This is a genomic window from Bradyrhizobium sp. 44 (assembly GCF_023073095.1).
Taxonomy (GTDB): Bacteria; Pseudomonadota; Alphaproteobacteria; order Rhizobiales; family Xanthobacteraceae; genus Bradyrhizobium.
In genome coordinates this window covers 78,996-98,892 of sequence record NZ_JADPIY010000029.1, presented here as the reverse complement: position 1 = coordinate 98,892, position 19,897 = coordinate 78,996, and the positions used below count along the sequence as shown (strand labels likewise).

Sequence of the window (19,897 nt, the reverse complement as noted above, 5' to 3'; positions counted from 1 at the left end):
AAAACTAACACATCCTAATCACCACTAACGAGCTTGCAGGTCAGCTCACGCCTATCCTCTCAACATGGAAAGCAGGGCTTTGCACGTTTGCTGGTTGCAAACAGCGGAGAACGCCCGGAGAGGACGAACGATGTTGACCAATTTGCAGGCAGGTGATGCCTGGATTGAATTTCCGGGCGCCCCGGGGGATTGCGAGCTCCCCCGGGCAACACAGGCGATCATTCGCGAGCATCAATGGCGTCAGGTCGATCCGCGCACGGGCGCGGTGGCAGAGGATATCGCGATCTCGCGATGGGAAGACCCGCGGAGCACCTCGTCGCACCAAGCGACGACGCCTGAGGATCGCTATTTCGTCGGCATCGCCCTCAAGACCACGCGGGCGAAACTGACCCGGGATCGCCAAGTCATTTTCGACGGGACCATGCCCGCGGGCACACTGTATCTCACCGCGCCGTCGAAGCCCCTTGCCGTGCAATTCCAGTCGCCATGCGCCTTCCTGCACATTCACATTTCCGCGGACCAATTTCCGGCACAATTTTCCGGGACCGAGGGATTGAATGATCTCGTCCTGTTGCGCGATCCGCTCGCAGCCGAGCTTGCCAAGGCGCTAATCGAACTTGGCGACGCCGCGGACCACGAGTTTACGCGCTGCATCGGTCAAACCCTTGCGATGCATCTGGCGCGCCTGGAATTGCCACGCGCCAGGGTCAATGCCTTGCCGAAATGGCGGCTGCGGCGCGTAGAACAACATGTCGCCGATCATTTCCACCGCTGCATCAGCCTGTCCGAACTCGCCAACGTCGCCGGCCTATCCAGAATGCACTTTGCGGCTCAGTTCCGCGTCGCGACCGGTTACCGGCCCCGCGAATATCTTCTCAATCACCGGATCGAGCATGCCAAGATGCTGCTGGCAACCACCGACCGGCCGTTGGCGGAGATCGCGCTTGCGGTCGGCTTCAGCACGCAGGCGCATTTTTCGACTGTGTTCAAGCGCATCAGCGATCAATCGCCGGCACGCTGGCGCCTCGCCAGCAAAGGCGAACGGCGAGAGGTGCAAGCACTCCCGCCGCGTCGTCCTTCTACGGAGAGAGACTGGATCAGCGCAGCCGCGTGAACATTCGCTCGCGCCCTCATCCTCCCGGGCCTGCGAGCCACTCGGGGCTGTCCCTACACCCACAGGGCGGCCCCTTTTTTTCTACACCGGATCGAAAGCCCGGATCGGCGGCAGATTGCCGGTGAACTTCTCGACCTCGACTGTCGTGAGCTGGCCGGTGCAGCCCTGCGCGAAGGACGAGGTGCCGACGTCACGTGTGAGCACGTTCGGGTTGCCGTGCACGCAGAGCGGCGCGTCGTCTTCGGGGTCCATCGGGTCGTACCAGGCGCCGGTCGGGAGCTGAACCACGCCGGGCGCGATACCGTCGGTGACGTGAACCGCGGCGAGACAGGCGCCGCGCGCGTTGAACAGCCGAATGATGTCGCCGTGCTTGATTCCGCGTGCGTCTGCGTCCTGCGGGTTCATGCGCGCGACCTCTCGGCCGCGATGTTTGCTTTGAAGCGAATGTCCACCGAAATCGAGCTGGCTATGCAGACGCGTCACCGGCTGGTTGGCGACCAGGAAGCATGGCGCCCCCGGCTTCGGCATGTCGGACTTCTCCAGCCAGACCGGATGGCCCGGGCAATCCGCATCGCCATGACCCGCGATCTTGGCAGAGAATATTTCGATGCGACCGCTCGGCGTCGGCAAAGCCTGGTTGACGGGATCGTCGCGGAAGCGGCGCAGCCGGCCGCCGTCGTCGGGCTGTTGCGGCACCACCAAGCTGCCCCGCCGCCAGAACTCTTCGAAGCTCGGCGCCTCCAGGCCGCGCGCTTCGAGCGAGGCGCGGGTCGGCTCATAAAGATGCTCCAGCCACTGCCGTGACGTCCGCCCCTCGGTAAAGGGTTCGCGCGCGCCGAGACGGTCGGCGAGATCGGCAAAGATCTCGTAGTCGTCGCGCGCAAGGCCGAACGGCTCGGCAATCCGGTGCATGGCGACCATCAGGGGATCGTTGCTGGAATAGCCGATGTCTTCGCGCTCGAGCGTCATCGTCGAGGGCAGCACGATGTCGGCATGCCGGGCCGTGGCAGTCCATGCGAGCTCGTGCACGACCAGCGTGTCGACTTTCGCAAACGCCTTGCGCAAGCGATTGATGTCCTGGTGGTGATGGAAGGGATTGCCGCCGGCCCAGTAGACGAGGCCGATATCCGGATAGGTGCGCGTCTCGCCGTTGTAGCGATAGGTACTGCCGGGATTGAGCAGCATGTCGGCGATGCGCGCCACCGGAATGAAATCGCGGACAGCGTTGCGGCCCTGCCCCAGTGTCGGCCCCGGCACGTCGTTGACGCGGCGGCCGTAATAGCCGATCGCCCCCAACGAATAGGCGTAGCCGCCGCCGGAGAGGCCGATCTGGCCGAGCGCTGCCGCCAGCACCATGCCCATCCACACCGGCTGCTCGCCGTGCTCGGCGCGCTGGAGCGAATGAGAGACGGTAATGAGCGCACGCTTGCCGGCGAGCCGGCACGCCAGCTTGCGGATTGTATTCGCGTCGACGCCGCAGATCGCGGCGGCCCATTCGGCGTGCTTGGGTTGGCCATCGCTCTCGCCGGTGAGATAGCGCAGGAAGACCGGCCATCCCTCGGTGTAGCGATCGAGGAAAGCCTGGTCGTGCAGGTTTTCCGCGACCAGCGTATGAACGATGCCGAGCATCAGCGCGGTGTCGGTGCCGGGCACGCATATCATCCATTCGGCGCCGGCCTCGACCGGCAGGTCTTCGCGCAACGGGCTGACCAGGATGAACTCGCAGCCGCGGCGGCGCGCGGCTTCCATCGCGCCGCGCTCGACGTGCTTGCTGATCGAGCCGCCTGCGACCATCGAGTTCTTCAGCGCCATGCCGCCGAACGCAAACACGACGTCGGTATCAGCCGCGATCTGCTCCCAGGTGACGTTGCGCTTGGTGATGTCCTCGTAACCGCAGAGGATCTGCGGCAGCAGCACCGAGGACGCACCGGAGGAATAGGAGTTCACCGAGCGCACATAGCCGCCCAAGGCGACGTTGAGGAAGCGATGCACCTGGCTTTGTGCGTGGTGGAAGCGGCCCGCGCTCGACCAGCCATAGGAGCCGCCGAACACCGCGCCGGGGCCGCGCGTGTCACGGATGCGTGCCAGCTCGTCGCCGAGCAGATCGAGCGCCTTCTCCCAGCTGACGGAGACGAATTCGTCGCGGCCGCGGCGATCGTCCGGACCGGGACCGCGTTCGAGCCAGCCGCGGCGGATCGCAGGTTGGGTGATGCGCGCCTGATGGCGCAGCGCGCCGGGAAAATTGTCGATGATGCGGTTTGGATCGGGATCGCCCGCATACGCCCTGACCTCGAGCCCGGCGTCTCCTTGACGTGCCGAGAACACGCCCCAATGCGAGGTGTGCGGCTTGAAACCGTCGGAGAGGTCGAGGCCGGGGTCGGGGAAGCCAATCGTATCGTCCATCGTCGCATTCCTTGTTCCGGTCGGCGCGGTCCCGGCCGTACCGATGTCATCCGGATAGCAGTATAGCGATCCGCTCTTCGATGTCGTCGGGTCTGGGCCGGCGAAAATGCCGGGCGCTCGTGCAAAGACAGATTGGCGAACATTTGCATGGACGACCGGCGGCGATTTTTCGACCAATTTGTACTTTTATTTTCAACGCGTTAGCCGTCTGCATTCAGAGCTGTGCAGGTCCGTCTTCCGACAAGACCTGGCGCGAGATCTCTTGCGACGACACTGACATTGAAATGTGCGATATCCCGGCCCGTCACACAGCAACATCGGTCCAATCATGATCAAGCGCGTCTTGCCCTACGAAGGTCTGCTCCACGAAGTGGTCGAGCATCATGGCGTGCTTTACATCGGTGGCATCGTCCCCGAGGACACGAGCCTCGACATGTCGGGGCAGGCAAACGACGTCCTCGGGCAGTTGGCGCAGTTGCTCAAGACCCTCGGATCCGATCTGAGCAACGTCTTGCAGGTGACCATCTATATGACCAGCCTCAAGGAAAAGGCAGAGTTCAATGCGGCCTGGAAGGCGCATTTTGCACAAGCTCATCTGCCGGCGCGCGCCGCAATCGGCGTGGCCGATCTCGGTCCCGGTGTCAAACTCGAGATCACAGCCGTCGCCGCTCGACAATAGTGGCATGCCAAGGCGCCGCAAAGAACCTCACACCAAACCCATTTTGTTCTCGGCAAGATCCACCTCAGATTAGCGCCGCTTGTGAAGGATAACCGCGACCAGCGACGTTGCTGTCAGCACGATTCCTACCCCGACGGCCGGATCGCTGGCGACAATCGCCGCGAGAGAGGCACCGCATGCAGCGCCCGCCATTTGCGAGAATCCGAACAGGGCTGCGGCGATACCGGCCTTGCTGCCAAACGGCGACAGCGCTGCCGCGCTCGACAGCGGGCTCACCACTCCGACGCCGAACAGAAAGACGGAAGCCGCTAACAGAAATGGCAGCAGCGCGCCGTTCGCGAGCAGCACCGCGCAAAGCAGCCCGACGCCTCCGAGGACGGTTAATCCCAAACCGACCGACGTCGCACGGCAGGTACCAACCCGCGCCGATAGCCTAGGCGCCAGCATGCCGGCCGCAAACACCAGGAAGACGACGCCCGCAAATAGCTGACCAAGTGTGATTGGCGAGAATCCAAACAATTCGAGCAGCACCCGCGGCGCGCTGGAGAAAATCGCGAATAGACCGGCCATCACCAGTCCAGCGGTTCTAGCAGGCGCAACGAACCGGCGATCCCGAACAAGCTCCAGATAGGCCCCGGCAATTTTGAGCGGGTTCAGAGAACGACGCGCGCCGTCATTGGTTTCGCCGACGAAGGTCGCATAGGCCAAAGCCGTGCAGAGCGCGAAGGCCGCGACAAAGGCAAATTCCGAGCGCCAGCCAAAGAATAGATCGAGCACACTCCCCAGCAGCGGTGAAAAGCCTGGGGCGGCCGCGGTTGCCATTGTGATCGACGCCATGACCTTTGCAAGTGCCTGGCCATCGAACAGATCCCGGGCGATCGCACGTGAAAGCACCGAAGCCGCACATGCGCCGCAAGCCTGCATCGATCGGCCGATCAGCAGGCTCGATAGATCGCGCGCGAAAGCGCACCAGATCGTACCGGCGATGAAAATTCCGAGTCCTATCAGGATCGGCATGCGTCGCCCGAACCGGTCCGACAGCGGGCCGGCAATCAATTGCCCTATGGCGAAAATCGCTAGAAAGATCGTGAAGGCCGACGTGACCGCCGCGCTGGATACATGCAAATCGGCCGCGATGACCGGCAGCGAAGGCAAGAAGATGTTGGTTGCAAGAATGCCTGTCGCCGCCAGGGCACAAATCACTATTCTGCGCGCCGCCGCCCCTGCTTTACGCCCATGCCCCGCCGCAGAAACCGTGCCCTCGACGTCAATGGACATGCTGCGCTCCCAGCTCCTGTCCAGATGCGGCGAGGCAGGGACGCCTGATCACCTACCCCACTGCGTGCCGGCGGGACGCATGCCATCCTGAACAACCGCTGCTTGGGTGTCGTCCTGCGAACGTGGGAGGAGCGCGCAAATATTTGCTGCTTCTGGGTGCTGCAACGAGCGACCTCTCTCCTATTCGGCCAGCGGCGTCGTATAGCCTGCAACCAGCTTGACGAGATCCGCCTGGCGCGCGGCACCTGTTTTTTCAAACAACCGGCTGACATGCGTCCTAACCGTGCTATCCGCGACCCCGAACGCCATAGCAACCTCGGGAATGCCACCGACCTCGACGACGGCCAGCAACACGCGAAGCTCGGTCGGCGTCAGCTTGAACGCGCTGCCGATGGCTCCGGGAACAGAAGCGACGGCCAGCGACGCCTTGCGAACGAACAAGGCCACCGTGGCGGTGTAAACAATACCGGCCCGCCGACGCGCGCCTGACGTGAGCGGCAATGCATGGGCCACATAGCGGTCGCCCTCCCTGCCGGTCAGCGGCACCGCGATGCCCCTTATACCAAGTGCGGCATCGCCCTGCCCCGCGGTGGCGAAGACATCTCGTAGGGTGCGATCGATCTGCGGATCGCTGGCGACCAGCCGCCCACCCACCGAACTCAAAATATCGCGGGCGTCGAGAATGGCATTCCCGGCCGTATTGGCGTGAATGAGACGTCCACCGGGATCGACGAGATACATGCCGGCACCGAGCCCGTCCAACGTGTCAACGAACGTCGCGAGTTCAGCGGCCTTGAACTCGAACATCTTCCCGATCACGACGGCACGCCTGACATGCGGCGCTATCAGCCTCATTTGCCGGCGCGCGTGCTCGTCTACGATCCCATTTCGCCGGTGGCGGAAGACCCCAAAAATGGCTGTGCTGACCGTGGTTCTGTCGACAACCGCGCTGACGAAATCGACAAGCCCCTGGGGCTCGGCCCACTGCCGGTATAGTTCACTCTGGGTGAGTGCTGCGAAGGACATCAAATCGGTCGTCGCGACCGGCTGTTCGAGGTCACCGAGAAAGTGACCCTCCGCGGAGGAATAAATCTGCCGAAAAAGTTCGACCCGCAACGGCACGTCAAATCCGAAGCGATGGGGCACCGTGGCGTGTTGAACACCAATGTCTTTGCAGAACAGCCCGCCTCCCGCGCCGCCAACGAATTGCACGATGCTGACGATGGCGTCTTCCCAACGAGAGGGATCGATTGCGGCATCGTAGATGACGCTGATCAGGTCGCTCAGTTGCTGCTGATCATCTGAATTGTCTTGCGACGATTCCGAAGCCGACCACGGATGTGAAACCCTGTTCATTCGACGACGCGCCCCGGTATGAGGATAGCTATGAAACAACTTTAAGCTTTTCCGCTGATATCGAGCCGGTGTCGCGCTCAAATCATTTTGATCGTGTCCCAGCGGGGCCGCGGGGAATATCGGCCATCCTTCAAATGGAGGATGATCAGTGCGATCGGTGACATCTTGGCCGGACGCTTCAGGTTGAAAATGAGTTGATCAGAACGCGATGCGCACGCCGCCCCGCCCGTGTCGATACGGCTGCGAACGGACAACGCGCCGCCCTGGAACCCCGCCAAATAGCGCGACACTTGGCGCGGACGCGGCAATCAAGGCCTGCCCAGCAAGTGCCAGTCGCGGATAGCTTGTGCCCAGGCTCTTTCAATCCACCCTGCTTGCTGACTGATTGGCCTGTCTTGACGAGCGTCTTGGGTCAGATGTCGGCGTCCTCGGAAGCAGCGAATCTTCGGCCTGGAAGCGGGACGAGCATGGCCGCATGACGGCGGTAGCGGCGATACCGGTCGCCGAACTGCTGGATCAGGTCATGCTCTTCCAACTGAATGCCGATCAGAATGTAGGCGGTGATGCCAAGCGAATAGAGCAGATGACCGATCGTCATCGCAGGCGTGGCCCAGACTGCGAGCAGGACGCCGAGATAGATCGGATGGCGGACATACCGGTAGAGCAACGGCGTGCGGAAGCTGGCTTCGGACGGTTGTTTACCGAACAGGCGCATGAACACCTGGCTGAGGCCGAACAACTCGAAATGATTGAGAAGAAACGTGCTGGCCACCAGCACGACCCAACCCAGCCAGAAGATGGCGTCGATTGCCCCCGCCGCGACCGGGTGGCTCACGGTCCAGACCGGCGTGGGGATCGGCTGCCACTGCCAGTACAGCAACAGCAGTGCAAAGCTGGCGAACAGCACGTAGGTGCTGCGCTCGACCGAAGCCGGCACGATTCGCATCCACCAGCGCTTGAAGCCCCGACGCGCCATCACGCTGTGCTGGATCGCGAACAGTCCGATTAGCAGCACATCGATAACAATGCTTGGCAGAACCGGACCAATGGCCCCGGAATCGACAGACTTTGGAACGACCAGGTTCCCGGTGAAGCCAATGAGATAGAGCAACGCGATCAGCGTCACCCCGTAAGCGGCAGTGCCGTAGAGGACCGCAACTAGACCCGCCATCAATTTTCTCCCAGAGAGTTCAATTTTTTGCATCGATTCGTCAGATCGCGGCGGCTGCGGCGGTGCTTACAATGGAGAGATTTCGAGCAGCGACCGGCGCGGGTACGTCACCCCCGGGGCCGCTGCGGTGATCCCGGATTCTGCGCGGTGACCATCCAAGAGCTTGAATTCATCATCACGCCTTCAGGGCGGACGAATTGTTTCAACTCGTCCTTCAAGGCCGCCACCAGCGTATCAAACAGGCGAGCAGCCTTCGGGCCGGCTTCGCGATAGACTTCCCCTGCGGGACCGATCGCGAGCTGAAACGCGACCGCTTCGTCAAGATCTCGCCCGACCAGGACTTCGGCATCGATCCGTTCGAACCTGATGCCGCTGTAGCCGGCAATCATCAATTGCCGAGTCACGGCCTCGGGATCGGTCATGGAAAACGGTCCGGGGCCGCAGGTTGCGGCGTCTTCCCTGACGGGGGGCAGGTAACGAAGCAGAACCTCCTTCGACAGTGTAAGCCACGGATTGTCCGCCCGTTCGCGCCAGACGACCATCGTCATCAGTCCACCCGGCTTGAGCGCAAATCGCATGTTGCTCAAGCCAGCCGTTGGGTTTTCGAAGAACTGGGTTCCAAAGCGAGAGAAGCAAAAATCATGTACCGGCTGGAACGGATGGGTCTGAACATCCGCTTCGAGAAAGCTGAGATTGGTCACCCCTGCCTCCTTCGCATCGGCGCGGCCGACGTCGAGGAAGGCATTGCAGCAATCGAGGCCGAGGACGGATCCGGCCGGTCCGACGCGCCGCGCAAGTTCAATAGCGGTGTCGCCCCAGCCACATCCCACATCCAGGACCCTGCCGCCGGCTCTGATCGGCAGCGACGGGAATACTTTAGCGCTATGCAGGTGAAGGCCGCCGGCGAGGATGTGCCGCCACGCATTGAATTTCGGAGCCAGTATTGCGTTCCAGAAATCGATATACGGAGTGACGGTTGCGTTAGCCTGCGCGATGCTCATGATCGAGATGTCCGTCTGCTTGGTTGCCATCCGGAACCCCGTCGTGGCGTCCCGCTTTTCCGTTCTTCCGCAAACGGTTCCGCGTCCGCCTGACCGTCTGGACATCGTCTCAAGGAAACGTGGAGGAATCGGTTGCTTGGCAGTTCATTCATGAGCCCCGTATAAGCGCGGGGACCGCCACGGTGAATGATCGCCCAGCCGGATCAGTTGACCGATCGTCCAAATCTGAGATTAGCCTAATGATCGATCCGCTATCGGAAGTGCTTCGATCGGTTCGCCTGACTGGCGGGATCTTTCTGGATGCGCGTTTCACCGCGCCGTGGAGCGTGCATACCCAGATCGTCGCTGAGGACTGCGGGACTTTCGCAGTCAAACCGTCGCTGTTGATCGCTTACCACTTCGTCATCGCGGGAAAATTATTGCTCAGCGTCGATGGTGAACCCACCATTGAAGTGCGGGCCGGGGAAATCGTACTGCTGCCGCAAAACGATGTTCATACGCTGGCCAGCGACGCGGGTCTGGTACCGACAAGCGCGCGTCATCTCATTCAACCCTCAGTGGATGGAGGGCTGGCAAAAATTCTGCACGGCGGAGGCGGTGAGCCGGCGCAAATCGTGTGCGGGTTTCTCGGCAGCGAGGAAACCTATAATCCGTTGATCGCGGCCCTGCCAAGAGTGCTGAAGCTCGACATTCGCGAGGGCGTCGCACGCGACTGGATCGAGGCTTCAGTGCGATATGCAGCCGGCGAACTGACGGCCGGCAGGTTCGCCTCGTCAAACCTGATGTCTCGGCTTTCCGAACTGCTGTTCGTAGAGGCGATGCGCCAGTATTCCGTGACATACACCGATCAAGATGGGGGATGGCTGAAGGGGATTGCCGATCCGCAAATCGGACGCGCGCTCGCCTCCATTCATCATAACGTCGGGCTGCCGTGGTCCGCGGAGTCCCTCGCGAGAGAAGTCTCGATGTCGCGGAGCGCCTTCGTCGACCGCTTCACAACCCTGATCGGGGTGCCACCAATCCGGTATCTGACCATCTGGCGGCTTCAGGCAGCCAAGGTGAGCCTACGAGAAACACGCAAGCCCATCGACCAAATCGCAGAGGAAGTGGGTTACGGATCCGGAGAAGCGTTCAGCCGGGCGTTTAGGCGTGAATTCGGCCTGGCGCCTGCGCGATGGCGGCAACGCTGACAAGCCAATTGATTGCGCACGCGTCAAGTTTCAGAACGAGCGTCCATAGGGGACGATCAGGAAATGATGCGTCGCCGTCGCGGCGAGAGCCGTGGCGGGTCAAAACCGCCATGGACGGTCGGAATCGCACCTCTTGTCTACCTCGCACAGCGGAGCATGTGACCAGCTGATAGGCACGCCCAGTGCCCTCGGCGTGGACCTGGAGTAGGGGACGCGTCACGCACGCCGATTTCGGTGCGCACAAACACGCGCGATATCGGCGATGGGTCGAGATCGGCGAAGGCACGCACATGGTTCTGCTGGAGAAGAACCGGTTGCAGGCGTTCGACGCGATCAATCAGTTTCTCTCGGAACAGTATGAGCATGACTAGCGCGATCTCCGCGGATCCCGCCGCGAGAACACAGGTGCTTCGCCTGAGCGCGCCTCGCGCTTCCGGTTCCCGAATCCTCCGATCCTTGAGGACGATCGCATGCGCCGTCTACTGTTCCGGAACCGTTTGACCGATGGTCCCTCCCACTTCTGGGCGCATGCTGGGCAGACAAACATGGCCTGCATGGAGTGAAACTATCAAAGTTTAATGCGCTCTGTCGTTCTCATCGATCAGATTGGGGACGGGTTCTGAGTTGTTAGGCGACCAATGCAGGCAGGATTTGCGTTCTCCAAGCTCGCCGACCGGTTGGCGAGCCTCACTCCCGTAACGGCCGACGATCTCCACCTGCTCGCGGACATGGCAAGCACAATCGCGCATCTAAGTTCGCGCCAGGCCGTTTTGCGGCATGGCGATGATGCCACTCAGTGCTGTCTGCTCCTTCAGGGATATCTGTCTTGGCAGGATGCAGAGAGTGCAGACGGGCAGATCACTTCAATCCATGTTCCCGGAGACATCGCCGATCTGCACACGCTTTATCGTCCTCGCGTTGACGGCAATTTGATCGCACTTGGCCCCGCCATCGTCGCTCTCGTGCCACACCGTTTCTTCCGCGATTTGTCCGCGCGTTCGCCAGCTATGTCTCGCGCATTGCTGCTGATGCTGCTCACCAGCCACGCGATTCAGCGCAACTGGACAGTGAACCTGGGTAGCCGTGATGCATTGACGCGTGTGGCGCATCTGCTGTGCGAGATCACCATCCGCCTGCAAAGCGTTGGCTTGGCGAGAGATCTCAGGTTGCCATCACCTTTTACCCAATCGGACCTTGCGGCAGCATGCAGCATCTCTCCGGTCCACGCCAACCGCACGATTCAGGAGCTGCGACGATGCAACCTCCTGCAATGGCAGGGTAAGACGGTAACGATTACGGACTGGCCGGGACTCGTGCGGCTCGCAAGATTCGATCCGACTTACCTGGGCATTCAGTCCAGCCGCGACGATGCGTCGTCATTGCGGCTCCGGCCACTTACGGCGGACCTTGCGCTCACTTGAGCCCCTTTCGGACGACACGTTGGAAGCTTGCGGAGCGTGCAATCAGGGCCTCCCGCGCCTCTCCAAGGACGTCATCCCAATTGCCTGATGTCCTCTGATGAAACAGCCGCAGGCTCGGATACCAAAGGGAACGGGACTCGGATGACGGCCAGCGCCAGTCGCAATCCGCATGCAACAAGACCCACGCGTCACAGCCGAGCGCTCCCGCAAGATGGGCCACCATGGTATCAACGCAAATGAGGAGATCGAGCCGCTGGAGGAGACGACCGAGAACCGTAATGTCAGGCGTGCTGACGTCCTTCGCGCCGATCTCGGCCAGTTCGCGCGTTCGGGCCCCGCGTTGCAGCGAGCAGAGCGTCACTCCGGGAACGGCAAGTTGCCCTAGCAGGGACGGCGGGATGGTCCTTCGCTTGTCCCAGTTGCCGACTTCCCAAACCAGGCCGACGGCAAGAGCTCCACCTTCAAGACCTCGGACTTGCTCGACCGCCGGCGGCAGCGATACGTAAGATGCACGCATCTCGACGTGCTCCCGCCTCGCCCTTATGGCATGCGGCACCTCCATGATCTCGATATCGATCTCAAAGTCGATCTCAGGTGCACCATCATGGAGCGCAAAAGCCCGATCGACGCCTGCCGCTCGCTCGACCAGCGGCAGAAGCTCGCCCTGGCACCAGACCGTGACGCGGCGCGCGACGTCACGAAGCGGCCGCATGAAGCGCAGGAACTGGATGGTGTCGCCGAGCCCGTGGTAACAGCGGACCAGTACATCCTTGCCTCTCAGCTCCTCGCCGCGCCAGATGCGCTGGAGGTGACGAGGCCCGGTATGCTTGGGTGGATACGCAAACGTTGCCAGATCGCGATCGTTGATCGCCCAGGCGCGTTCGAATTCGCCTGCCCGCATCGCCTCCGTCCAACCGCCCGACACCCGCGGTGATCCGATCAACGCCGAACGAATTTGTGAAAGCGGCTCGGCTTTCCGTCCTTGGTGCGGTCCTGGTGGAGGAACGCAATGCCGGTCTCGTCGAACTTGGCGAAGAATTCGTCCCAGCTGATCCGGTCGAGCCCTTCGTCGGGCGGATCGAAATCGATGCGCAGGATGCCGGCGTGTCCGTCCTCCTCGGTAGCCTTGACCGTCGCGGGCTTTCCGCCGCGTTCCTCCGCCCATTTCCGGATCACGTCATGGCTGGTGGTCTGCTGGGCTTCGCTGGTTTGTGATTTGGATGACATGTGACACCTCGATTCCTGACAAGGAGCGAGCGACGGATCGGCCCTCGCGTCAGACTGTTTCGCCGTGAACGCCGGACGCGAGGATTTGTTCTTTCGTAGGCCGGACTCTCTCAAAGCATCATCTTCTTCATCTTCATCATGGAAGCGTTTCGTTCCCGCCAAACTGCCCGGGATTCTATCCCAGGTTAAGCGCGTGAAATTTTTTCGGCCGAAATCCGACGTGAGGCGGACATAGTGCCGTGAGTTCAGGAACGAACATACGTTCCTCACGTTCGCCGACGTACTTACGTCAACACTGCAAGTCTTCAACACTGCATGCCTCAACGCTGCACGTCTTCCGGAGGGCCTCGATCCATGCATTCTCGTCTTCAGGACAGGCGGCGCGTGCGCGTCGGCATCGTCGGTGTCGGCAATTGTGCGAGCTCCTTCGTTCAGGGGCTCTCCTATTACCGGGACGCCAAATCGAACGAGCCGGTGCCTGGGCTGATGAACGCCGATCTCGGCGGCTACCACATCAGCGACATTCAGGTCGCGTCGGCTTTTGACGTCCATGCCGGCAAGGTCGGACGCGACGTGGCCGAGGCGATCTTCGCAGCGCCGAACAATACGCACCGCTTCTCCGACGTCGCAGCCACCGGCGTCATGGTCCAACGCGGCCCGGTCATGGACGGCGTCGGCCATTATCTCAAGGACGACGTCCCGATCGCGGATGTCCCGGAAGCCGACGTCTCCGAAGTGCTCGCGACCTCGCGCACGGACGTGCTTGTGTCCTATCTTCCCGTCGGTTCGCAGCGCGCGAGCGAATTTTACGCCGCGCGCGCGATCGAGGCCGGCTGCGGCTACGTCAATTGCATCCCGGTCTTCATTGCCTCGAATCCCGACTGGCGGCGGCGATTCGAGGATGCAGGCCTGCCGATCGTCGGCGACGACATCAAGAGCCAGGTCGGCGCCACCATTCTGCACCGTGTGCTCGCCAATCTCTTCCGCGAACGTGGCGTGCGGCTGGACAGAACCTACCAGCTCAACGTCGGCGGCAACACCGATTTCAAGAACATGCTCGAGCGCGAGCGGCTCACATCAAAGAAGATCTCCAAAACCCAGGCCGTGACCAGCCAGTTCGACGTGCCCATGGATGCCGATAATATCCATGTCGGCCCGAGCGACCATGTGCCGTGGCTGACCGACCGCAAGCTGGCCTTTATCCGCCTGGAGGGCACGACGTTCGGCGGTGTTCCCTTGAGCGCGGAAGTCAAGCTCGAGGTCTGGGACTCTCCAAACTCGGCGGGCGTCGTGATCGACGCGGTCCGCTGCGCCAAGCTTGCCATGGACCGCGGGCAAGCCGGCGCGCTGACGGGCCCCTCGAGCTATTTCATGAAGTCGCCGCCTCAGCAGTTCCCGGACGAGGAAGCCGGACGGCGAACGCGCGCCTTCATCGACGACAAGGCGTACACCTGATGGCGAACATCATTCATCTGATCCGCCACGGGCATCATGCCCTGCTCGGCCGCACTCTCTGTGGCCGGATGAAAGGCGTAGAGCTCGATGATCTCGGCTGCGAGGAAATCGCGCGATGTGCCGATACCTTCACGCCGCCGCCGAACATGGTTCAGTCGAGCCCGCAGCGGCGCTGCATGCAGTCGGCCTGCATCCTGGCCGCACGCTTCGGCTTGCCGGTGGAGATCGTGCCGGCACTCGACGAGCTCGACTACGGCGAATGGACCGGACTGTCGTTCGAGGCACTCGCCCGAGACCCCCGATGGTCGCGCTGGAACGAACAACGCGGAACGAACCGCCCGCCGGGCGGCGAAAGCATGCGGTCGCTCCAGAGGCGCGTCGTCGCCCATCTGGAGCAGCTGCGCAACGATCATGGTAGCGGCACGGTCGTCGTCGCCGTCAGCCACGCCGAACCGATCCGCGCGGCGCTGCTGCATTATTCCCGGAAAGAGCTGGACGACTTCCTCTCGATCGAGATCGACCCCGGCAGCGTCAGCACCCTCAGCGTGGACAATCGCGGACTCAAGATCACCGGGATCAATCAGCGGGTGCCAGCGTGAAGATCGTGATTTTCGGCCTGACAATTTCCTCATCCTGGGGCAACGGTCACGCCACCTTGTGGCGAGGGCTTTGCAAGCATCTCGCGCGAGCCGGCCACAACGTCGTCTTTTTCGAGCGCGACGTTCCCTATTACGCCGGCGCGCGGGATTTGCACGAAGTGCCCGGCGGCCAATTGCGCCTGTTCTCGAACTGGGACGATGTACTTCCTTTGGCGCGCAGCGACATTCGTGATGCCGATGTCGCGATCGTGACCTCCTATTGTCCCGACGCGATCGCCGCGACGGAACTTGCCCTGTCCGAGGGCCACGCGGTGCCCGTGTTCTACGACCTCGACACGCCGGTCACGCTGGCGAAGCTCATGGCCGGCGAGGCCGTTCCCTATATCGGGCCGCGGGGCCTGCGGGATTTCGCCCTGGTCCTGAGCTTCACCGGCGGTCCACGCATCTGCAACGAATTTCGCGACAGGCTCGGCGCCGGCAATGTCCGCCCGCTCTACGGCCATGTCGATACGGACACCCATCGACCGGTGTCGTCGCAGCCGCATTACCGTGCGGATCTGTCCTATCTCGGCACATATTCGCAGGATCGCCAGCGCGCGCTCGAGGCTCTGTTCGTCGAACCCGCACGCAACAGGCAGGATCGGCGTTTCCTGATCGGGGGTGCACAGTACCCGGAAGATTTTCCCTGGTCGCCAAACATCTACTTCGTGCAGCACTTGCCGCCGTCTGAGCACGCGTCGTTCTTTGCGTCGTCCCGGCTGACGCTCAACGTCACGCGCCGCGCCATGGCGGAGATGGGCTGGTGTCCCTCCGGCCGCCTGTTCGAAGCCGCTGCCTGCAAGGCCCCGCTCCTCAGCGACGACTGGCCGGGACTCGATGAATTCTTTGTACCCGGCCAGGAAATCCTGATCGCACATGATGCGAAGGACACGCTTGCTGCGTTGACGATGGCCGACGCCGACCTTCAGCACATCGCCGGGCGCGCATATGAGCGGACCATGGATCAGCACACATCCGACAAGCGCGCTGCCGAGCTGATTTCGCTGCTTGAGCAGACGGCATCCCTCGGCGCGCGCCGACAGCAACCCGAGGAGGCCTGATCATGTGGGGCATCGTTCCGGCCGCGGGCCGCGGCAGCCGCATCCAGCCGCTCGCCTTCTCCAAGGAATTGCTTCCGGTCGGAAGCCAACGGGACGACGGCATCGATCGTCCATGCGCCGTCTCCGAATATCTGCTGGAGCGGCTGATCCTTGGGGGTGCCGACAAGATCTGCTTCGTGATTTCCCCCGGCAAATCGGACATCCTCGAATATTTCGGCGATCATTACGGCAGCGCTCAACTCGCCTATGTTGTGCAGCCCGATGCGTCGGGGCTGTGCGATGCCGTGTTCAGGGCGGGCACGGTGGTTGGCCACAACGAAGACATCCTGGTCGGACTTCCGGATACCGTCTGGTTCCCAAAGGCCGCCCTGCAGGCGCTGCCGGCCGCTGACCTGTCGTTTCTGCTGTTTCCGGTCGAACACCCCGAGTTCTTCGATGCCGTCGTGCTCGACGGGGATCGCGTCACGGAGATCCAGGTCAAGCAGCCGGATGCGGCGTCGAAATGGATATGGGGCGCCTTCAAGATGTCCGGCAACGGATTTCGCGAGCTACAGTCGCTGTGGACGAAGCGCGAGCGCCGGGATGAATATTTCGGGACGCTCGTCAACGCCTACATCGCGGCCGGCGGCCAGGGTCTCGGCGTCAAGGCCGGCGAATCCTATGTCGACGTCGGCACCATCGACGGCTACCGGACGGCAATGGCGTTGCTCGCCGAAAGCTCCGTCGGGAACGGACGCTCTCGACTGCTGGCCGGCGGTTCGCCGGAGGCGGCCCGCCCGGCCCACGCAATGAACAATGGAGTGACCGCATGAGCAGAGGCGCCCTCTCCCGCGAGGAAATCCGCCAGCGCGTCGATGCGCTCGGGCCATGGTTTCACAATCTGGACCTGAATGGCGTGCCGACTGCGCCTTCACACTTTCTCGGTGACTATCCCAACGTGAAATGGCGCCGCTTCTCCGGGATCATCCCGGACCGCCTCGAAGGCAAGACCGTGCTCGATATCGGCTGCAATGCCGGGTTCTACGCCATGGAGATGAAGCGGCGCGGCGCCGAGCGCGTCCTCGGCCTGGACACTGACGACGAATATCTCGCACAAGCCCGCTTCGCGGCCGAGGTGAACGGGCTCAGGATCGAATTCCGCAAGATGTCAGCCTACGACGTCGGACAGCTGCGCGAAAAGTTCGATCTCGTGATCTTCATGGGCGTGCTCTACCACCTGCGGCACCCTCTGCTGGCACTCGATCTGATCCACGAGCACGTGGCCGGCGATCTCCTGCTGTTCCAGTCGATGCAGCGCGGCGACAGCCGCGTGGATTGCGTCGACAAGAACTACGACTTCTGGACCACCGATCAGTTCGATTCCCCGGGCTATCCAAAGCTGCACTTCATCGAGAACAAATATGCCGACGACCCCACGAATTGGTGGGTGCCGAACCGCGCCTGCGCCGAAGCCATGCTGCGCAGCGCCGGCTTTGCGATCGCGGCGCATCCGGAAGACGAAGTCTATCTATGCAAGCGGGTAGCAAGGCCGCAGGCGGAAGGTCCGGTCTATCCGTCGCGGGAGACCGGCCGATGATCGAAGCCGCCAAGATCTGGAACGAGCCCAACAACAAGTCGCACTGGGACATCCTGATCGATCCGGATTGGACCATGTTCGCGAGCCTGGCGCTCGCTGCGGGAAAGGCGATCCGCAGCGCGCATCCCACACTCCCGCGCGTGCTTGGCGGTATATCGCCGATCGATCCGTCCTTCATCCGCAACATGCAGGCGCGCGGCGTGCTCGATCATGTCGATGCCGTGGCCGTGCACGGCTTTCCGCTGGACTGGAACCTGTGGCAGATCGCGGAATGGCCGGCCAAGATCGACGAGATCAAGGCCGTCACTTCCCTGCCGGTGTGGGTAAGCGAGGTGGGAGTCTCGTCCTTCGGTGCCGAGGAGGTGCAGGCCTGGGGACTGACGCGGACCGCCGAGCTGTTGACTGGCCGGGCGCCGCGTATTCACTGGTACAGCCTCTACGATCTTCCTTCCAGTTGGGAGGCGACGACGCGGCACAAGGAAGCTGAAGGTTCCTCCTACTATCGGCATTTCCATATGGGGCTGCTGCGCGAGGACGGCACGCCGAAAGCTGCCGCGGGCCTGTTCAGCCAATATGCACCTGCGATGGGCCTGTGCCAGTGGTTTCACTTCGAGGACCACCGCCTCGATGACGCCGTGCGCTGGATGCGCCGGCTCGGCGTGCAGCATCTCAGGACTGGCCTGTCCTGGGCCGACAGCTTCCGTCCCAATGCGCTCGCCTGGTTCGATCGGCAGATGGACGCGCTGGCCGAGTTTCAGGTCACGGTGACCTTCTGCTTCACCCCGGAACATCGAGGTATCGAGCCTCATCACACCAGCCCGCCGCTCGACGTCAACGAGTTCGCGGATTTCTGCGCAAAGATGGTCGAACGCTATTGCGCGAAAACCGGACTCGCGCCGTCCGCAGTGTCTTCGCGCCCGGCCATCTCGGAGCCGACATGCGTGCCCTGATCCTGGTGATGGACTCCGTCGGGATCGGCGCCGCCCCCGACGCCATCAATTACGGCGACGAGGGTGCCGATACCGTCGGCCACATTGCTGACATGTGCATGGCCGGCACTGCCGACGGACCCAGCCGGGAGGGGCCGCTTCGGCTTCCCAATCTGGTTGCGCTCGGACTTGGCCAGGCTTGCCGTCTCGCCACCGGGCGCGTGCCGCCGGGGCTCGATGGCCGTCCTGAGCATGCGCGATTTGGCTGTGCGAGCGAGATCTCCAAAGGCAAGGACACACCATCCGGTCATTGGGAGATCGCCGGCGTGCCGGTGCCGTTCGACTGGGGCTATTTTCCAAGAACCAAGCCGTGCTTCCCGCGCGATTTGATGGAGAGCCTGTGCGAACAGGCGCGATTGCCCGGCATCCTCGGGAACTGTCACGCCTCCGGCACAGAGATCATCGCCGAATGCGGCGAGCGTCACATCAGAACGGGCGAACCGATCTGCTATACATCGGCCGACAGCGTGTTTCAGGTCGCAGCGCACGAGGAGACGTTCGGACTCGAATGCCTCTATGAGGTCTGCCGCATTGCCCGCGGACTGGTCGATCCCCTCAACATCGGACGCGTCATCGCACGTCCCTTCGTCGGTACGTCGGCGGGTGGCTTCAAGCGGACATCGCACAGGAAGGACTTTTCGGTCCCGCCGCCGGAGCGGACGATCCTCGATCTTGCCGAAAGCGCAGGCCGTGACATCGTCACGATCGGAAAGATCGACGACATCTTCGCTCATCGCGGGACCGGGAGGAACCTGCGCGGCGATGGCAACCAGGCGCTGTTCGATGCCACGCTCAATGGGCTGGCCTCTCTCGCAGAGGGCGGGATGTTGTTTGCCAACTTCATCGATTTCGACACTCTGTACGGCCATCGGCGCGACGTCGCGGGCTATGCAGCGGCGCTCGAAACATTCGATGCGCGCGTTCCGGATCTGCTGAACCGCCTGCACGACGATGATTTCCTGATCATCACGGCCGATCATGGTTGCGACCCGACCTGGAGCGGTACCGACCACACGCGGGAACAAGTGCCGATTTTGGCATGGAGCCCGCGCTCAACTTCTTCGATCGGCAAGCGCGCCGGATTTGCGGACATCGGCGCAGCGGTCGCGAGGCATCTCGAACTGCGGACGCCAGGTCACGGCGTGCATTTCTAGTCCGCTGCACCCGGCAGATTCACCTGGGTTATTGATCCAGGTTAGAGAAATATTCGTTTGTAGGTTTCGCAGGAACGAACATTCCTTGCATCGCTTCTACTCCCAAATGTGACTGGCGCGCCGGTCGCCCGACCAGAACAGCAGCGCGCTTTCATTCTCATCACGGATTGATCCCGCAGGATCG

Annotated in this window: 19 protein-coding genes; 12 read left to right on the top strand and 7 right to left on the bottom strand. The window is 62.3% G+C overall.

Features of this window, described 5'->3' with window-relative positions; all coding sequences use genetic code 11:
• Window positions 1–130: 130 nt before the first annotated feature.
• Window positions 131–1,114: a helix-turn-helix domain-containing protein gene (locus tag IVB41_RS26200; RefSeq protein WP_247438162.1), complete on the top strand. Its 984-nt coding sequence runs from the start codon at window positions 131–133 to the stop codon at window positions 1,112–1,114.
• 81 nt (window positions 1,115–1,195) lie between these two features.
• On the opposite strand, the gene IVB41_RS26195 is transcribed toward IVB41_RS26200, so the two are convergent.
• The gene (locus IVB41_RS26195) at window positions 1,196–3,517 is read right to left on the bottom strand and encodes a molybdopterin guanine dinucleotide-containing S/N-oxide reductase (protein WP_247436266.1); all 2,322 of its coding nucleotides are present in this window, start codon (window positions 3,515–3,517) and stop codon (window positions 1,196–1,198) included.
• 328 nt (window positions 3,518–3,845) lie between these two features.
• On the opposite strand from IVB41_RS26195, the gene IVB41_RS26190 reads away from it, so the two are divergent.
• On the top strand, window positions 3,846–4,196 hold the full coding sequence (locus IVB41_RS26190) for a RidA family protein (RefSeq protein WP_247436263.1): 351 nt from the start codon (window positions 3,846–3,848) through the stop codon (window positions 4,194–4,196).
• Window positions 4,197–4,265: 69 nt separating this feature from the next.
• On the opposite strand, the gene IVB41_RS26185 is transcribed toward IVB41_RS26190, so the two are convergent.
• The 4 genes from IVB41_RS26185 to IVB41_RS26170 form a co-directional block, all read right to left on the bottom strand.
• The gene (locus tag IVB41_RS26185) at window positions 4,266–5,474 is read right to left on the bottom strand and encodes a multidrug effflux MFS transporter (protein WP_247436260.1); all 1,209 of its coding nucleotides are present in this window, start codon (window positions 5,472–5,474) and stop codon (window positions 4,266–4,268) included.
• Window positions 5,475–5,654: 180 nt separating this feature from the next.
• Window positions 5,655–6,830, bottom strand: coding sequence for a helix-turn-helix transcriptional regulator (locus IVB41_RS26180; RefSeq protein ID WP_247436257.1), 1,176 nt, complete (start codon window positions 6,828–6,830; stop codon window positions 5,655–5,657).
• A 412-nt stretch (window positions 6,831–7,242) separates the two neighbouring features.
• A complete protein-coding gene (gene mddA / locus IVB41_RS26175; protein ID WP_247436253.1) occupies window positions 7,243–8,034 on the bottom strand; it encodes a methanethiol S-methyltransferase in 792 nt (263 codons plus the stop codon).
• Window positions 8,035–8,108: 74 nt separating this feature from the next.
• A complete protein-coding gene (locus IVB41_RS26170) occupies window positions 8,109–9,032 on the bottom strand; it encodes a class I SAM-dependent methyltransferase (protein ID WP_247436250.1) in 924 nt (307 codons plus the stop codon).
• Window positions 9,033–9,241: 209 nt separating this feature from the next.
• Here IVB41_RS26170 and IVB41_RS26165 point away from each other — a divergent pair, with 209 nt between their 5' ends.
• From IVB41_RS26165 to IVB41_RS26155, 3 genes are all read left to right on the top strand, one after another.
• Window positions 9,242–10,192, top strand: coding sequence for an AraC family transcriptional regulator (locus tag IVB41_RS26165; RefSeq protein WP_247436247.1), 951 nt, complete (start codon window positions 9,242–9,244; stop codon window positions 10,190–10,192).
• Between the two features lie 182 nt (window positions 10,193–10,374).
• Window positions 10,375–10,563 (top strand): hypothetical protein, encoded by a 189-nt coding sequence (locus IVB41_RS26160; RefSeq protein ID WP_247436244.1) that lies wholly within the window; start codon window positions 10,375–10,377, stop codon window positions 10,561–10,563.
• A gap of 267 nt (window positions 10,564–10,830) precedes the next feature.
• Window positions 10,831–11,613 (top strand): Crp/Fnr family transcriptional regulator, encoded by a 783-nt coding sequence (locus IVB41_RS26155; protein ID WP_247436241.1) that lies wholly within the window; start codon window positions 10,831–10,833, stop codon window positions 11,611–11,613.
• Here IVB41_RS26155 and IVB41_RS26150 read toward each other — a convergent pair.
• The gene (locus tag IVB41_RS26150; RefSeq protein WP_247436238.1) at window positions 11,606–12,514 is read right to left on the bottom strand and encodes a hypothetical protein; all 909 of its coding nucleotides are present in this window, start codon (window positions 12,512–12,514) and stop codon (window positions 11,606–11,608) included. The two genes, IVB41_RS26155 and IVB41_RS26150, sit on opposite strands and share 8 nt — an antisense overlap.
• Window positions 12,515–12,552: 38 nt before the next feature.
• On the bottom strand, window positions 12,553–12,840 hold the full coding sequence (locus IVB41_RS26145) for a hypothetical protein (RefSeq protein WP_247290759.1): 288 nt from the start codon (window positions 12,838–12,840) through the stop codon (window positions 12,553–12,555).
• A gap of 354 nt (window positions 12,841–13,194) precedes the next feature.
• On the opposite strand from IVB41_RS26145, the gene IVB41_RS26140 reads away from it, so the two are divergent.
• The 7 genes from IVB41_RS26140 to IVB41_RS26110 are packed head-to-tail and all read left to right on the top strand — an operon-like array spanning window position 13,195 to window position 19,713.
• Complete coding sequence (locus IVB41_RS26140; RefSeq protein ID WP_247436235.1) at window positions 13,195–14,295, top strand: inositol-3-phosphate synthase; 1,101 nt, start codon at window positions 13,195–13,197, stop codon at window positions 14,293–14,295.
• Window positions 14,295–14,894 (top strand): histidine phosphatase family protein, encoded by a 600-nt coding sequence (locus IVB41_RS26135; protein WP_247436232.1) that lies wholly within the window; start codon window positions 14,295–14,297, stop codon window positions 14,892–14,894. The genes IVB41_RS26140 and IVB41_RS26135 overlap by 1 nt, the downstream gene beginning before the upstream one ends.
• Window positions 14,891–15,994 carry a glycosyltransferase gene (locus IVB41_RS26130; protein ID WP_247436229.1) on the top strand — a complete coding sequence of 368 codons (1,104 nt, stop codon included), beginning with the start codon at window positions 14,891–14,893 and terminating at the stop codon, window positions 15,992–15,994. The genes IVB41_RS26135 and IVB41_RS26130 overlap by 4 nt, the downstream gene beginning before the upstream one ends.
• A 2-nt stretch (window positions 15,995–15,996) precedes the next feature.
• Window positions 15,997–16,806 (top strand): nucleotidyltransferase family protein, encoded by an 810-nt coding sequence (locus tag IVB41_RS26125; RefSeq protein ID WP_027566467.1) that lies wholly within the window; start codon window positions 15,997–15,999, stop codon window positions 16,804–16,806.
• A complete protein-coding gene (locus IVB41_RS26120) occupies window positions 16,803–17,570 on the top strand; it encodes a TIGR04290 family methyltransferase (protein ID WP_247359001.1) in 768 nt (255 codons plus the stop codon). Before IVB41_RS26125 ends, IVB41_RS26120 begins: the two co-directional genes overlap by 4 nt.
• On the top strand, window positions 17,567–18,520 hold the full coding sequence (locus IVB41_RS26115; RefSeq protein WP_247358999.1) for a beta-xylosidase: 954 nt from the start codon (window positions 17,567–17,569) through the stop codon (window positions 18,518–18,520). Before IVB41_RS26120 ends, IVB41_RS26115 begins: the two co-directional genes overlap by 4 nt.
• Window positions 18,508–19,713: a phosphopentomutase gene (locus tag IVB41_RS26110; protein ID WP_247436226.1), complete on the top strand. Its 1,206-nt coding sequence runs from the start codon at window positions 18,508–18,510 to the stop codon at window positions 19,711–19,713. The genes IVB41_RS26115 and IVB41_RS26110 overlap by 13 nt, the downstream gene beginning before the upstream one ends.
• Window positions 19,714–19,897 lie beyond the last annotated feature (184 nt).

Bases quoted from the DNA above. Each gene is read 5' to 3' on its own strand.
- IVB41_RS26200 (WP_247438162.1), top strand. From the start codon at position 131: ATGTTGACCAATTTGCAGGCAGGTGATGCCTGGATTGAATTTCCGGGC.
- IVB41_RS26195 (WP_247436266.1), bottom strand. From the start codon at position 3,517: ATGGACGATACGATTGGCTTCCCCGACCCCGGCCTCGACCTCTCCGAC.
- IVB41_RS26190 (WP_247436263.1), top strand. From the start codon at position 3,846: ATGATCAAGCGCGTCTTGCCCTACGAAGGTCTGCTCCACGAAGTGGTC.
- IVB41_RS26185 (WP_247436260.1), bottom strand. From the start codon at position 5,474: ATGTCCATTGACGTCGAGGGCACGGTTTCTGCGGCGGGGCATGGGCGT.
- IVB41_RS26180 (WP_247436257.1), bottom strand. From the start codon at position 6,830: ATGAACAGGGTTTCACATCCGTGGTCGGCTTCGGAATCGTCGCAAGAC.
- mddA (WP_247436253.1), bottom strand. From the start codon at position 8,034: ATGCAAAAAATTGAACTCTCTGGGAGAAAATTGATGGCGGGTCTAGTT.
- IVB41_RS26170 (WP_247436250.1), bottom strand. From the start codon at position 9,032: ATGGCAACCAAGCAGACGGACATCTCGATCATGAGCATCGCGCAGGCT.
- IVB41_RS26165 (WP_247436247.1), top strand. From the start codon at position 9,242: ATGATCGATCCGCTATCGGAAGTGCTTCGATCGGTTCGCCTGACTGGC.
- IVB41_RS26155 (WP_247436241.1), top strand. From the start codon at position 10,831: ATGCAGGCAGGATTTGCGTTCTCCAAGCTCGCCGACCGGTTGGCGAGC.
- IVB41_RS26150 (WP_247436238.1), bottom strand. From the start codon at position 12,514: ATGCGGGCAGGCGAATTCGAACGCGCCTGGGCGATCAACGATCGCGAT.
- IVB41_RS26145 (WP_247290759.1), bottom strand. From the start codon at position 12,840: ATGTCATCCAAATCACAAACCAGCGAAGCCCAGCAGACCACCAGCCAT.
- IVB41_RS26140 (WP_247436235.1), top strand. From the start codon at position 13,195: ATGCATTCTCGTCTTCAGGACAGGCGGCGCGTGCGCGTCGGCATCGTC.
- IVB41_RS26135 (WP_247436232.1), top strand. From the start codon at position 14,295: ATGGCGAACATCATTCATCTGATCCGCCACGGGCATCATGCCCTGCTC.
- IVB41_RS26125 (WP_027566467.1), top strand. From the start codon at position 15,997: ATGTGGGGCATCGTTCCGGCCGCGGGCCGCGGCAGCCGCATCCAGCCG.
- IVB41_RS26120 (WP_247359001.1), top strand. From the start codon at position 16,803: ATGAGCAGAGGCGCCCTCTCCCGCGAGGAAATCCGCCAGCGCGTCGAT.
- IVB41_RS26115 (WP_247358999.1), top strand. From the start codon at position 17,567: ATGATCGAAGCCGCCAAGATCTGGAACGAGCCCAACAACAAGTCGCAC.
- IVB41_RS26110 (WP_247436226.1), top strand. From the start codon at position 18,508: ATGCGTGCCCTGATCCTGGTGATGGACTCCGTCGGGATCGGCGCCGCC.